10 protein-coding genes are annotated in these 15,285 nt (G+C 66.6%); 5 read left to right on the forward strand and 5 right to left on the reverse strand.

The window, feature by feature from the left end; genetic code table 11:
- Window positions 1-286 precede the first annotated feature (286 nt).
- The 5 genes from QZ546_RS11715 to QZ546_RS11735 all read right to left on the reverse strand — a co-directional run bounded on the left by QZ546_RS11715 (window position 287) and on the right by QZ546_RS11735 (window position 8,278).
- Complete coding sequence (locus QZ546_RS11715; RefSeq protein WP_294237559.1) at window positions 287-1,279, reverse strand: DUF3667 domain-containing protein; 993 nt, start codon at window positions 1,277-1,279, stop codon at window positions 287-289.
- Between the two features lie 78 nt (window positions 1,280-1,357).
- Complete coding sequence (locus tag QZ546_RS11720; protein ID WP_294237563.1) at window positions 1,358-2,989, reverse strand: Na+/H+ antiporter; 1,632 nt, start codon at window positions 2,987-2,989, stop codon at window positions 1,358-1,360.
- A gap of 273 nt (window positions 2,990-3,262) precedes the next feature.
- Window positions 3,263-4,291: a glycosyltransferase family 1 protein gene (locus QZ546_RS11725; RefSeq protein WP_294237567.1), complete on the reverse strand. Its 1,029-nt coding sequence runs from the start codon at window positions 4,289-4,291 to the stop codon at window positions 3,263-3,265.
- A gap of 17 nt (window positions 4,292-4,308) precedes the next feature.
- Entirely contained in the window at window positions 4,309-5,208 is a 900-nt protein-coding gene (locus QZ546_RS11730) for a UDP-2,3-diacylglucosamine diphosphatase (RefSeq protein WP_294237572.1), read from the reverse strand.
- Between the two features lie 283 nt (window positions 5,209-5,491).
- Window positions 5,492-8,278 (reverse strand): TonB-dependent receptor, encoded by a 2,787-nt coding sequence (locus QZ546_RS11735; RefSeq protein ID WP_294237575.1) that lies wholly within the window; start codon window positions 8,276-8,278, stop codon window positions 5,492-5,494.
- Between the two features lie 294 nt (window positions 8,279-8,572).
- On the opposite strand from QZ546_RS11735, the gene QZ546_RS11740 reads away from it, so the two are divergent.
- The 5 genes from QZ546_RS11740 (at window position 8,573) to galA (ending at window position 15,233) form a co-directional block, all read left to right on the forward strand.
- On the forward strand, window positions 8,573-9,310 hold the full coding sequence (locus QZ546_RS11740) for a copper homeostasis protein CutC (protein WP_294237578.1): 738 nt from the start codon (window positions 8,573-8,575) through the stop codon (window positions 9,308-9,310).
- Between the two features lie 116 nt (window positions 9,311-9,426).
- The gene (locus QZ546_RS11745) at window positions 9,427-10,164 is read left to right on the forward strand and encodes a GntR family transcriptional regulator (protein ID WP_294237583.1); all 738 of its coding nucleotides are present in this window, start codon (window positions 9,427-9,429) and stop codon (window positions 10,162-10,164) included.
- A 4-nt stretch (window positions 10,165-10,168) separates the two neighbouring features.
- Entirely contained in the window at window positions 10,169-11,197 is a 1,029-nt protein-coding gene (locus tag QZ546_RS11750) for an SIS domain-containing protein (protein WP_294237585.1), read from the forward strand.
- The gene (nagA, locus tag QZ546_RS11755) at window positions 11,194-12,333 is read left to right on the forward strand and encodes an N-acetylglucosamine-6-phosphate deacetylase (RefSeq protein WP_294237587.1); all 1,140 of its coding nucleotides are present in this window, start codon (window positions 11,194-11,196) and stop codon (window positions 12,331-12,333) included. The genes QZ546_RS11750 and nagA overlap by 4 nt, the downstream gene beginning before the upstream one ends.
- A complete protein-coding gene (gene galA / locus QZ546_RS11760; RefSeq protein WP_294237590.1) occupies window positions 12,330-15,233 on the forward strand; it encodes a beta-galactosidase GalA in 2,904 nt (967 codons plus the stop codon). Before nagA ends, galA begins: the two co-directional genes overlap by 4 nt.
- Window positions 15,234-15,285: the final 52 nt, after the last annotated feature.

A 15,285-nucleotide genomic window follows, 5' to 3' on the forward strand; every position in this document is an offset into this window, starting at 1 on the left:
ATGTCCCCGAAGCTTGCGTCTCCGCGCACGCCGGGTCGGGCAGGGCGAAGCCGATGGAAGGAAGCGTATCACGGGCGGTGACGCACGCGGCGCGCGCCGCAAGGATGGGCAAAACCCCCCTTCTTGTCAGGCTGTTCTGCGCCATCCTTCACCCCGCTGATCACCGGCTTGTCGTGTGCCGGTATTCTCATGATATGTTTTGGTATCATGGCAAGGCAGGCGGGGGGCGTCCACTCCTTTTATGGTCGGCAAGGGGCCGGTATCGCCCCTGCAACCGATTGACGGTTCAGTGCGCCATGCCGAGCGCCAGCAAGCCGATGATCCAGATCAGCAAAACCATCGCCGCCATGACCGAGACGACCAGCGTCATGAGCAGGCCCGACACCAGCCCCAGGCGATAGGCGCCGCGTATCTGTAGAAACAGATGCACCGGAAAGGCGAGCATCAACAGCCCCAGGCCGGGCAGATGCGCCAGCCTGGTCCACAGGATCATCACGACCATCAGCAGGCTGACGAAGCTGAGCGAATAGGTGACGAACACCGCATGGTCGAACATCGCCAGTCCGCGCTTCCATAGGAAGAACAGGCGCATGAACGGCATCGACAACAGGATCAGCGCCCAGGAGAATTTATAACCGTTCGCCTCCATCTTGAAGAGGAGGAATTCGGGGTCGCGAATGGCATGGGCGATCTTGGCGTCGAGCGATGCCCAGCCGGTGATGACCCGTTCCTGATGCTCGCCATGGCCGGCGTCCGTCTCCTCTCCGCCGCCCAGCGCCATGGCGGTCAAGTCCATGCCGCGCTTCTGCTCGACCAGTTGCGCCCGCTCTTGATCCAGCGTGGTGGTGTCGCGCCGGGCGGCGACCGCGGCAGCGCGCGCCCGGTCGATGACTGCGATACGCTGGTCGGTCTTGGCGATTTCGGCGCGTAGCTCGGTCGCGGTTTCCTTCGTGCCGGCGGGATGGAAGGTGCCGAAGCCGCCCAACACCGAATAGGCGACGTACAGCAGGAAGACGCTGAACAGATAGAGCGCCAGCGGTGAAAGGAAACGCCGTCGCTCGCCCGCGATGTAGCGGCGGGTCAGCTCACCGGGCCTGGTGACGAGCATCGCCATGGTCCGCCACACCTGCCCCTCGACATGCAGGACGCCGTGGCTGAAATCATGCCACCATGCGCCCAGGGTGCGGTGGATATGGGTCGATTGACCGCAAGCGTGGCAATATTCGCCGACCAGTGCGGTCCGGCAATTCAGGCAATGATGTCCGGCCTCTACGTGCATTCCACCCCCATGATGCGAACCCCGTGTGCAAGACACGATAATGTGCCGATCCGTGCAAGCTCAAAGATGCCGGTGCGCTCAGCTCCGCGTGGCCAGGCGGGTGTCGATCAGGTCCAGCTCGCGACCGAATTTCTGCGCCGTTTCCGACCCGATCGCCCGCGCGTTCAGCAACTCGAAGACCACGCGCCGCTCGGCGCGGATCGCGGCGAGGCGCATCTTGCGCTCCACTTCTTCGAACCGGCGGGCATCGGAATCGGCATCGCCCTCCAGCGTGTCGATCCGATTGCGATAGCCGTCCATCAGCCGCGCGGCGATCTCGACATATTGGTCGGCATCGTCGCGCCCTTCGGCCATTTCATGCTGGAGCCGCTCCAACTCGGCGATCGCGGCCTTGGCGGTCGCGAGGCGGGTGCGGTCGAGTTCGCTTGCCCCGTCCTCGGTCGGCAGGGCCAGGCCGTGCAGCAGGAGCGGCAGGGTCAGGCTGGCGATCACCAGCGACGACAGGATGACGCCGCAGGCCAGGAAGATGACGAGGTCGCGCGCCGGAAAGGGTGTGCCGTCGCCCAGGGTCAGCGGCAGGGTCAGCGCACCCGCCAGCGTGATCGCGCCGCGCGCCCCCGCAACCGACATGGCGGTGATGACGCGGCGCGGCGGGCTGGTCGGGTTGGGCAGATGCCGCTGGCGGAACAGGGTCAGGCGCAGCGCGACCCAGGTCCAGGCGAAACGCAAGCCCGCCAGCCCCGCGACGATGGCCAGCACATACAGCCCCAGCCACCACAGGGACGCGTGCCCGGTCAGCATCACCGTGTCGCGCGCGCCAGCAAAGACCTGCGGCAATTGCTCGCCCAGCAGCACGAAGATGATGCCGTTCAGGGTGAATTGCAGCATGTCCCACACCGCCTGGCGACGGATGCGGATCGCGGCCTTCACGCCCGACGAGACGTTCGTGAAGGACATGGCGATGCCCGCCGCCGCCGCCGCCAGCACGCCCGAGCTTTCGATATGCTCGGCGACCAGATAGGCGGCGAAGGGGATCAGCAGGCTGACCAGGATGTTCGACCCGCTATCGTCCCCAAACTGCCGCGCGAAGCGGTTCTTGGCCGTCACCGTGCCCCAGGCGATGGCCACGCCCAGCCCCACGCCCGATACCGCCATCCACAGGAAGGTCAGCCCGGCATGGGTGAGCGAAAAGGTGCCGGTCAGCGCGGCGGCGACGGCGAAGCGCAGGCACACCAGGCCCGAGGCGTCGTTGAGCAGCGACTCCCCCTCCAATATGTGCATCATGCGCTTGGGGATCGGGGCCTTTTGCGCGATGGCGGACACCGCGATCGGATCGGTTGGCGAGACGACGGCGGCGAGCGCAAAGGCCACCGCATAGGGGATGGCGGGGATCATCCAGTGGATGAACAGCCCCATGCCCAGCACCGTCAGGAAGACGAGGCCCAGCGCCAGCCCCAGTACCGCGCCCGCATCGCGGAACAGCTCGTCCTTCGGGATGCGCCAGCCATCGAGGAACAGGAGCGGCGGCACGAACAGCAGGAAGAAGATTTCCGGATCCAGCTCGACCCGGACCCGCGCGATCCCGCCGATCACCGCGCCCAGCGCGATCTGGACCAGCGGGCGGGGCAGGGCGGCGGGCAGCAGGCGCGAGACGACCCCGCTCAGCACGACGGCGAACAGGAGGAACAGGCTAAGCGTGACGATGTCCAATCGGGGACCTTTCGGGTGCAGCGGTTGGAGCGGCCATGGCGTCAGGCGGCATGGCCGAGGATCAGCGAGACGGAGGCCGAATCGCGCGAGGTCCCTTGAATGACATGCGCGGCAAGGGTGGTTCAACCCGTTAAACGGCTTTCATAGGTTGACCCGTCTATGCTCATTCCCCCCGGAAGAGGCGCGCGCGCGTCGGAGGGGGCGCTATCGGGAGGGCGACACCCCTCCGTCACGGCTTCGCCCTGCCACCTCCCCTTCCAGGGGAGGAATGGCTTATGCCGCCGCGCGCATCGTCCGGTCGATCGGGGCGAGCGCCGCCAGGAACTGCTCGGCGCTCGCCCGCCAGGTGAAGCCCTGGCCATAGGCGGCGCATGTCGCGCGATCGAGGGTCAGCGCGCCGGCGATCGCCTGGTCCAGCGTTTCGTCCATCACCCCGACCTCGGGGCTCAACACATCGCGCGGGCCGGTGACCGGAAACGCCGCGACGGGCGTGCCGCAGGCCAGCGCCTCGATCATCACCAGCCCGAAGGTGTCGGTCCGGCTGGGGAAGACGAAGACATCCGCCGCGCGGTAGATGGCGGCCAGTTCCTCGCCGAACTTCGCGCCCAGGAAATGGACGTGCGGATATTCCGCCGCCAGCGCCGCTCGTGCGGGGCCGTCGCCGACCACCACCTTGGCGCCGGGCATGTCGGTCGCCAGGAAGGCGGCGATGTTCTTTTCCACCGCAACGCGGCCTGCATAAAGCTGCACCGGGCCGGACAGGCTGTCGACAAAGGCGTCGCGCGGACCATCGGGGCGGAAGAGCGCGGTGTCCACGCCGCGACCCCAATGGCGGCTTTGCGGCAGGTCATGCGCGGCGAGCGTCGCGGCGACGCTGGGCGTCGAGGCCAGGATTGCGGAGGACGGCGTATGGAACCAGCGGACATAGCGCCATACGAATTCGGGGCTCACCGCCTTGATCCGCGCCGCTACATATTCGGGGAACTGGGTGTGATAGGCGGTGGTGAAGGGCAGGTCCTGCACCATGCACCAGCGCCGTGCGAGCAGGCCCAGCGGCCCTTCGGTCGCGATATGGACTGCATCGGGCAGGAAATGGCCGAGCGTGCGTCCGACCACCCCGGGGCCGGGCAGGGCCAGCCGGATCTCGGGATAGGTCGGGCAGGGGAGCGAGGCATAGCGATCCGGCGACACGACGCACAGTTCATGCCCCATCGCGCGCAGCTCGGCCGATACGGATTGCAGTGTGCGGACTACGCCGTTTACCTGAGGGCTCCAGGCGTCGGTGACGATCGCGATCCGCATCCCAGTGGTTCCCCGTGTCAGGCGGCGATGGTGGCCGGAGCCGGGGCGGCCGGGGTCGGACGCTGGCGCCGCGCTTCCATTTCCTCGGCCCAGTGCAGGATTTCCATCGTGCCGTCGAAATGTTCGACCAGCGCGGTGCAGCCCTCCACCCAGTCGCCGTCGTTATAATAGGTAACGCCACCGATCTCGCGAATTTCCGCCGTGTGGATATGGCCGCACACGACCCCGTCGACGCCGCGCGCGCCGGCCGCATGGGCGACCACGTCCTCGAAATGCGAAATGAAGGCGACGGCGTTCTTGACCTTGGCCTTGGCGTGCTTGGACAGCGACCAATAGGGGCGCTTCATCCAGCGGCGAACGATGTTCACCCAGCGGTTGACCTCCATCAGCGCGGTATAGGCGAAGTCGCCGACATGGGCGAGCCAGCGATGCGCCAGGGTGATCGCATCGAACTCGTCGCCATGCAGGATCAGCAGACGGCGGCCATCCGCCGTCTCGTGGATCGCCTTGCGGCAGATGGCGATGCCGCCGAAATCCATGCCGGTGAACTGGCGGAAGATCTCGTCGTGATTGCCGGGGATATAGACGACACGGGTGCCGCGCTTGGCGCGCTTGAGCAGCCGCCAGACCACGTCGTTATGCGCGGCGGGCCAGTAGAATTTCTTCTTCAGCCGCCAGCCGTCGATCATGTCGCCGACCAGATACATGGTCTCGCTGTCGACATGGTCGAGGAAGTCGATCAGCATCTCGGCATTGCAGCCGCGTGTGCCGAGATGGACGTCCGAGATCCAGATGGTGCGATAGCGCCGACGCTCATTGCCTTCCGGCTCGGGCGTCACGGGTGCACGGGGGATGAAGTCGAGGATGGCGGCGTCTTCGTGCAACGAACCATCGATCGGAATGCTGGTGATCGGCATCGGCGTTCCCCCACGCTTGGGCGTTGGGGATGTCATAGCCGTCATCTGTTACGCCCGCGTCGCAGATCGGTGACAGGTGCGCAGCAGTTTAATGACTCGTTAAAGTCAGTGCCGAGAAAAGCCCGCCGATCCCGATGGACCGACGGGCCTCTCTCGTTCGCAAAGCCTGGTGGGATTCACGCCCCTCCCGCAAGCGGGAGGGAATGCCCCAAGCGATAGTCTCTGCGAGGCTCCTTGCCCTCCCCTCGGTCCCCTCCCGCCTGCGGGAGGGGATGCAGAAGGCTTAGAACCGCACCGCGACCGAAGCCGCATAGGTCCGGCCGTTCTTGTAGAAGGCCGTCGGACGGTCGGGCGTCGCGTTATACTGGTAATAGGTTTCGTCGAGCAGGTTCTGCGCATTGACGCTCAGCGTGATCGCATCGGTCAGCTTCACACCGGCCGAGAAATCGAGCTGGCTGTACGGCGCCACCATCTCGCGCGAACCCAGGCGACCGATCGTGCGGAAATAGCTCGAACGGTAATTGTAGCTCAGGCGCGCCTGGAAGATGCCCTTTTCGAAATAGGGGATCACGTTGACCGTGTGACGCGACAGATAGGGCAGGTTGAGTGCTGCACCGGTCGTGTCGACCGACGAGGTCGAACTGTCCTGATAGGAGTAGTTCGCCTGGATACCGAAGCCGCCCCAGATTTCGGCCTGACCCGACACCAGCGCGCCGTTGACGGTCGCCTTGCCGCCGTTGATCGGCTGGTTGACGTTATAGGTCGTCAGCGCGTTCTGCAGCGTGTTGAAATAGACCGCGTTGGTCCGCGTGTTGATGATGTAGTTCGAGATGTCGCGACGGAACAGTTCTACCGCGAGCAACGTCCCCGCGCGCGGATACCATTCCGCGGTCAGTTCATAGTTGGTCGACTCGTAGGGCTTCAGGTTCGGGTTGCCGCCGCCGCCATCCAGCGTGACGTTGTTGAGCGACAGGCCGGCCGCCAGATCCTCGTAGCGCGGGCGCGAGATCACGCGCGCCACGGCACCGCGCACGATCACCTTCGGGCTGATCGAATAGGCGATGTTCACGCTGGGCAGGAACTTCAGGTAATCGGTGACCGTCTGGGTCGGCACCGGCACCGGGGTGGCCAGATTGCTCTGCGTCACGGCATAGTTCGACTGGTCGCGGGTATAGACCAGGCGACCACCGATATTGCCGCGCACGCCGCCCTGGTCGAAATTCGCCTGGATATAGGACGCGATCACCGTCTCGCGCACGCGAGTGGAGGCGCCGACCTTGTTGACCAGCGCGCTGTTGATCGCCTTGCCCAGGATGTCGATCACCGCCTGGTCGGGCAGGTTCAGATACTGGGTCGCATTGCCCGAACCACCGGTGCCGTCGAACACGCCGCCCGGAGTCACCAGCGTGGGCACGCCCAGCTGGTTGGCGGTCATCGACGTCGTCATATAGGTGTTGATGCCACGCGCATCGAGCCGGTTGACGTGGTCGGTCACGCGGCTGCCCAGCAGGATTTGGGTGAAGGGACCGAAGGCGACCGGGATGGTCGCGTCATAGCCACCGAAAATGTCGCGGTCGGTCGTGACGCTATAGTCCAGGCCACCGATCTGCGCGGCGTTCAGCTGCTGCCCGTTGACGATGACCGGACGGCCCTCGATCGTGGCGGGGTTGTTGTTCGGGTTGGTGAAGTAGTTGGCCGGATTGGTCGGATCGCCGCCATAGTTCACCGTCGCCGACTTCGGCCCGAAGGCATAGCTGAACGGCAGCTTGGTCTGCACGTTGAACAGATATTCGGGGTTGCGCCCGCCGGTCGCGCGCGACCAGCCGCCCGCGAAGCTGATCTTCGCGCCGTCATCGCCTTCCCAGTCGGCGAAGAAGTTCAGATTGTCGGTCTTCAGCTTGGTCTTGCGGACCAGCGTATCGAGCTGCGACGACTGGTTGGTCGCGGCGCCGAAGCTGGCCGAGTTGACCACGCCGTTGCTGATGTTCGCCGACTGCAGGACATTGCCGGTCCACGCACCCGGAATGGTGTACATCGACTGGCTGTAATTATTGTAATTGCCGTCGATGTGCAGCCCATTGAGGGTCAGCGTCAGATTGTCGGCCGGACGATATTGCATCGTGCCCGACACGCTGGCGCGCTCACGCGTCTGCTGGAAATAGGCATAGTTGATGCCGAAGGGCGAGACCGCCTTGTACAGGTCGGCGATGGTGCCGCCGGTGATCGTCGCGTTAGGGCTCTTCAGGCTCAACGCGCCGTTCGAGCAGTTGACGAACGGGCTGCTGTACGGACAGGCGGTGCCGGGCGCCGTCGGGGCGACATTGTCATAGCCGAAGAACTCGACGCCCGCGCGGGTCAGACTCTGGCGGTCATAGGTGGCGGCGACCAGGATGCCGAAATTGTCGGCCTGGTTGTGCCAGCTGTATAGGCCCGAGGCGCGGACATTGCCCTTGTCCGACCGGTCATTGTACGAATAGCCGCCCGAGGCGAATACCGAATTGGGCGCTAGGTCGAGCGGGCGGCGGGTGCGCACGATCACCGTGCCGCCCAGGCTGCCTTCCTCGATGCGCGGTTCGGGCGACTTGTAGACTTCCAGCCGATCGACCAGCTCGGGGGCGAGCAGCGAATAGTTGAAGGTACGGCTCGACGGGTCGTTGTCGTTGCCGCCCCAATCGGCCGAGGCAAGTGCATGGCCGTCGAGCAGCATCCGGTTCAGCGCCGGGTCGGTGCCCAGGATGGCGACCTTTTCACCCTCGCCGAAGCGGCGGTCGATGCTGACGCCCGGAATGTGCGACAGCGACTCTGCCACGTTGCGGTCGGGGAACTTGCCCACGTCCTCGGCGGTGATGACGTCGACCACGGCATTGGCTTCGCGCTTGACGTTGATCGCGTTGCGCAGGCTCTGGCGGATGCCGGTGACCACGACGTCGCCGCTGGTATCGGACTGGTCGGCACCGGGCGCGGTCTGCGTCGGCGCGCTGGTCGACGGAGTAGCCGTCTGCGCGAAGGCGGTGCCCGGAATGCCTGCCAGCGCGGTGGCGGTCAGGATCATGCCGCGTAAGCTAACCATACTCAAATTCCCCAAAAAACTTTTGCGCGCCACCCTATGCGCGATGATCGTTTTTCTGTCGGGAAGATGGTGGCGTCCTCCCTTTTTGCTATCTCGTTATATTTTATGCTGAGATGCCAACTTGTAACCAAAACGTCATTGGTCCGTAAACGGAAAAAATGTGACGATTGGTTCATGGGACCATTGGGCTGGCGCATTGCCCGACGTGGTGCTTAAATGCCACGTTTGTCGGGGTGCGTCATGCTATGGGTCCCGGGGCTTGAGGCGGCTGTGCCTGGGAGGTTCAAGATGGTCATGGCACCGGTACGTACTAGGACGCTTTTGGAGATTTGCGTCGATGATGCGGATGGCGTCGCAGCCGTGGTGGCAGGTGGCGGTGACCGGATCGAATTGTGCGGCGCGCTCGGCCTGGGGGGATTGACCCCGTCTGCGGCGCTGGTCGCCTTGGCCGTCGAGTCCGGCGTGCCCGTCCATGCCATGGTCCGGCCGCGCGACGGCGACTTCCGCTACGATGCGACCGAAGCCGCGCTGGCCACCGACGAGATCCGGCGGATGGCGGCGATGGGCGTGGCGGGCGTGGTCGTCGGCGCGATGGCCGATGGTACGCGGCTGGACCTCGACCAGTTGGCGCGCTGGCGCGATGCGGCAGCGGGGATGGCGATCGTGCTGCACCGGGCGATCGACCTGGTGGCGGAGCCGGTCGCGGCGGTCGAGGCGGTCGCGGCGTTGGGCTATGACCATATCCTGACATCCGGCGGCGCAGCGACGGCGGAGCAGGGTGCGGACGTGATCGCGGACATGGTCGCCGCGGCCAGCGGTCGCCTGTCCATCATCGCGGGTTCGGGCGTTTCGCCGGACAATGTTGCGCAGTTGATCGAGCGGACCGGCGTCGAAGCGGTCCACGCTTCGGCCAGCATTCGCGAGGACTGGGGGGATTCGCGGATCGCCGCGATGGGTTTTGCGGTGGGCGCCCGGCGGCGCACCAGTGCCGAACGGATCGCGGCGATCCGCCGGACGATAGGGGAAGGATAAAAGCCAATGTATGCCATATATAATACCTATTGCCGGCTTGGTTGCACTGCGATAAGCCTTGGTGCGAAGCGGGGCGTGGCATGAGCGACGCCCGGGCAAAGGGGGATGGCGCGGCCATGACATTCTCGGCGCAGGTCGGTTCCTTCCGAAAGGGGAATCCCGCGCCATTGTACCTCCAGCTCCAGCAGCTGCTGCGCGATGCGATCACCAACAATGTGCTGGCCGAGGACGATGCGATCCCGGCCGAACGCGACCTGGCGATCGAATATGACGTGTCGCGCATCACCGTGCGCAAGGCGATCGGTGGCCTGGTCGAAGAGGGGCTGCTGACGCGTCGGCGCGGGGCGGGCACCTTCGTCGCGGGGCGCGTGGAAAAGAGCTTCTCCAAGCTGTCCTCCTTCTCCGAGGACATGATCGCGCGCGGCCGGACGCCGAGCAGCCAGTGGGTCAGCCGCGCGCCGGGCACCGTCACGCCCGAGGAGGCGATGTCGCTGGGGCTGTCGCCGGGCGCACCGGTCTATCGGTTCCAGCGCGTGCGCTTTGCCGACGAAGTGCCGATGGCGGTCGAGGTGTCGACCATCGCCGGCTTTGCGCTGCCGTCGATCGAGTCGGTCGACCGGTCGCTTTATGCGGCACTGGAACGTGCGGGCAATCGGCCGGTGCGCGCGCTCCAGCGGCTGCGCGCGGTGCCGTTCGGCCCCGATCATGCCAAGATGCTGGATGTCGATCCGGGCCATGCGGGCCTGTTGATCGAACGGCGCGGATTTCTACGCGATGGACGGGCGGTGGAATATACCCAGTCCTTCTATCGCGGCGATGCCTATGATTTCGTCGCGGAGTTAACCGATGTCTGAAGTGATGACCGCCGGTCAAGCGGGAACCGGCACCCTGATGGGAGCGGAAGCGGGGGAGGCGCCGGCGGCGATCGCCCGGCTGCTCGCGCGCAACGCGCCGACCGTCCGGCCGCTGGCCGAGCGGCTGCGTGCCGCCCCGCCGCCGGTGATCGTCACCATCGCCCGTGGCTCGTCGGACCACGCCGCGACCTATGGGAAATATATCCTGGAGACGAAGACCGGCGTGCCGGTGTCGTCGGCCGCACCCTCGGTCGCGTCGATCTTCGAAACGCCGATGAAGGTGCAGGGCGCGCTGGTCATCGCCATCTCGCAGTCGGGGCGCAGCCCGGACCTGCTGGCGACGGTCGAGGCCTATCGCGCGGGCGGCGCGCATATCGTCGCGCTGGTCAATGACGAGGAGTCGCCGCTGGCGACCGGCGCGGACACCTTCCTGCCGCTGTCGGCCGGGCCGGAAAAGGCCGTCGCCGCGACCAAGTCCTGCCTGACCGCGCTGGCGGGTCTGGCGCAGCTCGCCGCCGCCTGGGCGGGGGACGAGACGCTGGAGGCGGCGCTCGCGGATCTGCCCGGACAGGTCGAGCAGGCGCTCGGCCTCGACTGGTCGCCGGCGGTCGAGGGGCTGCGCGAGGTCAGCCAGATGTTCGTGCTGGGTCGCGGTTACGGCTACGGCGTGGCGCAGGAAGCCGCGCTGAAGCTGAAGGAAACCTGCTCGATCCAGGCCGAGCCGTTCAGCGCCGCCGAGGTGCGCCACGGCCCGATGCGCATCGTCGAGCCCGGCTATTCGGTGCTGGGCCTCGCCACGTCGGACGTGGCGGGCGAGGATGTGAAGGCGGTCGCCGACCAGTTCGAGGCGCGCGGTGCCAAGCCGTTCGTCGCGGGGCAGGGCGGTAGCCTGCCCATGGTCGCCGGGCACCCCGCGCTGGAGCCGATTTCGATGCTCGCTAGCTTCTACCGCATGGTCGAGGCGCTGGCGCTCGCCCGTGGCATGGACCCCGACTCGCCGCCGCATCTGCAGAAAGTGACCCGCACGCTATGAACCGTTTCCGTTTCGTCAACGGCCATGTCGCGACCTCCGGCGGCGTCCTGCCGGGTGCGGAGATCGTCGTGGACGGCGATCGCATCGCGTCGATCGGCGCGGTCGAGGGTTCGGGCGATGCGATCGACCTGAACGGCGGCTGGGTCGTCCCCGGCTATATCGACACGCAGGTCAATGGCGGCGGCGGCGTGCTGTTCAACGATCGTCTCGACGTGGACGGCATCGCGACCATGGCGGCGGCGCATGCCGTCTATGGCACCACCGCGATGCTGCCGACGCTCGTCAGCGAGACGCCCGACAAGATCGCCCGCGCGCTCGAGGCGATCGACGAGGCGATCGAGGCGAAGGTGCCGGGTATCGTCGGCATCCATGTCGAGGGGCCGGTGCTCAATCCGGCGCGCAAGGGCATCCACGATCCGGCGCGCTTCCGCGACCTGGACGACGAGATGGTCGCCGTCCTGACCCGCCCGCGCAAGGGCAAGGTCATGCTGACCATCGCGCCCGAGCGGGTGCCCTTGGCGACGATCAAGCGGCTGGTCGATGCGGGCGTGCTGGTCAGCGCCGGTCATACCGAGGCGAGCTACGAGCAGGCGATGGCGGCGTTCGATGTTGGGCTGTCGGGTATCACCCATCTCTACAACGCGATGCCCGCGATGCAGCAGCGGGTGCCGGGGCTGGCGGGCGCGACGCTCGACGATCCGCGGCCCTATAGCGGCCTCATCATCGACGGCTTCCACGTTTCCGCGCCGATGCTGCGGCTGGCGCTGAAGGCGCGGCCGTTCGACAAGCTGATGCTCGTTACCGACGCCATGTCCTCGGTCGGGGCGGTGGAGAAGGGTTTCGTTCTGCACGGCCGCCATATCGACGTGTCGGGCGGCAAGTGCACCTATGCCGACGGGACGCTGGCGGGCTCGGACCTCGACATGGGGTCGGCGGTTGCCAATGCGGTCGAGCAGCTGCGCATCACCGTCGACCAGGCGGCGGTGCTGGCCGCGACCAACCCGGCGGCGTTTCTGGGCCTCGCCCATGAGCGTGGAGCGCTGGCCAAGGGCCTGCGTGCCGACTGGGTGGTGCTCGATGACGCGCTCAAGCCGGTCGAAACCCGCATCGCGACGGCGGAGCCGGTCGCGGCATGACGGTCGGGCGCCGCGACCTGCTGCTCGGCAGCGCGGTGGTGGGGCTGACGGGCGGGATCGCGCCCGTGCCCCTGTTCGCGGCGAGCGGTCGTCCTGCGGATGGCGCAGGCGCGCTGCCCATGCCCGCGCCGACCAACCAGCTTCCCGCCGCCCTGCCGGTGCAGGATGCGGCGCGCGTGCTGATGGATCGCGGCTGGCTGTTCCACGAAGGTGATATAGAGCCGGCGCCGCTCGACACGCACAATGCGACCTATGTCTCGGTCAAGGCCGGGAATGCGCGCGGCGCGGCGGCGGTCGATTTTGACGACAGCGACTGGCAGGCGGTGGACTTGCCGCATGACTGGGCCTCGTTCCAGCCCTTCGTGAAGGCCGCCAATGTCGCACAGGGCTATCGTCCGCGTGGGATCGGCTGGTATCGGCGCAGCTTCCGGCTGGACCCCGCGCTCAAGGGGCGGCGGATCGAGCTGGAATTCGGCGGCATCGCCACGTTCGCGACCATCTGGGTCAATGGCAGCGTCGTCGCGCATAATTTCTCCGGCTATAATGCCATCCGTATCGACCTGACGCCCTTCGCGCGCTTCGGCGACGAGCCCAATATCGTCGCGGTACGCGTCGATGCGGAAGCGATGGAGGGATGGTGGTATGAGGGCGCCGGGCTCTACCGCCATGTCTGGCTGGCCGATTATGCCCCCGTTTCGATCGCGACGGACGGCGTGCACTGCGATCCGCGTAAGCGGGCGGACGGATGGCATGTCCCCGTCACCGCCACGCTGACCAGCATCGCCCCTACCGAAAGCACCGTCACGGTCGAGGCGCGGTTGCTCGACCCGCAGGGCAAGCTCGTCGCGCAGGGGCAGGCGCAGGCCACGGTCCCCACGCTGGACGAAGCCACTGCGAGCCTGGACCTCGCAATTGCCGATCCCACGCTCTGGTCGATCGAGCGGCCGACGCTCTACACGGTCCAGGTCCGGCTGCTCCGCGACGGACAGGTGGCGGACGAGCGGCGTGTACCGATCGGGTTCCGCACCATCCGCTTCGACGCGGATCGCGGCTTTTTCCTGAACGATCGGCCGGTGAAGCTGAAGGGCGTGTGCCTGCATCAGGATCATGCCGGTGTCGGCACCGCGATCCCCGATGCGCTGATCGGCTGGCGGCTGGAGCGGTTGAAGGCGATGGGTTGCAATGCGGTGCGGTCCAGCCACAATGCGCCGACGCCCGAATTGCTCGACTGGTGCGACCGGCTGGGCTTGGTCGTGATGGACGAGAACCGGCAGTTCAATCCGGCGCCCGAATATCGTGCACAGCTGGAATGGCTGGTCCGGCGCGACCGCAACCATCCGTCGGTCATCCTGTGGTCGGTCTTCAACGAGGAACCGATGCAGGGCACGCCTTCGGGCGTCGAGATGGTCAAGCGCATGGCGCACTGGGTGCGCGCGCTGGACGACAGCCGTCCGGTGACGGCGGCGATGAACGGGTCCTTCTTCGATCCGGTCAATGTCGCGCAGGTCGTCGATGTGACCGGGTTCAATTATTATCAGGGCGATTACGACCGCTATCACCGGCTGAACCCGACCAAGCCGATGACCAGCTCGGAGGACACCAGCGCCTTCATGACGCGCGGTGCGTTCCAGAGCGATCCGGCGCGGCATATCGCGTCCAGCTATGACGACGAAGCGGCAAGCTGGGGCGCGACGCACCGTGTCGCGTGGAAGAAGATCGCCGAGCGCGTTTTCGTGGCGGGCGGCTTCGTGTGGACCGGCTTCGACTATCATGGTGAGCCGACGCCCTATGAATGGCCGACCATCGCCAGCTTCTTCGGCATCATGGACCTGTGCGGCTTTCCCAAGACCGCCTTCGACATCCACCGCGCCGCCTGGGTCGACGACCAGCCGGTCGTTGCCATCGCGCCGCATTGGAGCTGGCCGGGGCGCGAGGGGCAGCCGACCAAGATCATGGTCCTGTCCAATGCCGGGCGCGTCGTCCTTCGCCTGAACGGCAAGACGGTGGGCGAGGCGGCGGTCGACCGGCTGATGGGCAATGCATGGACCATCCCCTATGCGCCGGGCCGGATCGAGGCGATCGCCTATCGCGGCGGTCGCGAGGTGGCGCGCGCCGCGCATGAGACCGTCGGCGCGCCGGTCGCGCTGCGTCTGACCCCCGCCCGTACCGTGATGGCTGGCGATACGGAGGATGCGCAGGCGATCACCATCGACGCGGTCGACGCCAAGGGGCGGCATGTGCCTACCGCCAATCTGATGACCCGCTTCACCATCGAAGGCGGCGCGATCATCGGCGTCGGCAATGGCGATCCCAACAGCCACGAGCCCGAAAAGGGCAACCAGCGCTCGCTGTTCAACGGGCTGGCGCAGATGATCGTGCGGCCCGACACCGGGCGCGGCAGGATCGTGATCCGCGCCATGGCGGACGGCCTGAAGCCCGCGACGCTGAAGCTGGACCGGCTGGGCGTGGCCCCGCGTGCGCAGGTATCGGTGATGGCGGGCGACATGGACCTGCGCGACTGGCGGCGTTCGCCGCTGCTCGCCGACAAGCCGTCGCCTGACCTGGCGCCCGCCGCCAGCGACAATAATGGCTGGGCCTTTGTCCGGGCAGGCACGCCGACCCCGGCCGAAGGCGCCGGGTGGCGCGTGTATCGCACGGTCTTCACGCCCCGAAAGGCGGTGGCGGCGCGGGGTGGCGAGATCCGCTTGGCATCGGTCGGCGGCATGGCGAGCCTGTGGGTCGACGGGATGCTGGTCGCCGAAAAGCGCGATCCCAAGCCTGGCCCGATGGTCGCGACGCTGCCCTCGGGCGCGGACAAGCGGACGGTCGCGCTGATCGTGGCGGGCATGGGCAATATCGAGAGCGGCCTGTTGGGCCGGGTGATGGTCCGCCCGCGCTGACGCGCCGCGGACGCTCACGGGGGGAAGGAATGCAGTTTGGCGAAAGTGACGT

It is taken from the genome of uncultured Sphingomonas sp. (assembly GCF_913062585.1).
GTDB lineage: Bacteria > Pseudomonadota > Alphaproteobacteria > Sphingomonadales > Sphingomonadaceae > Sphingomonas.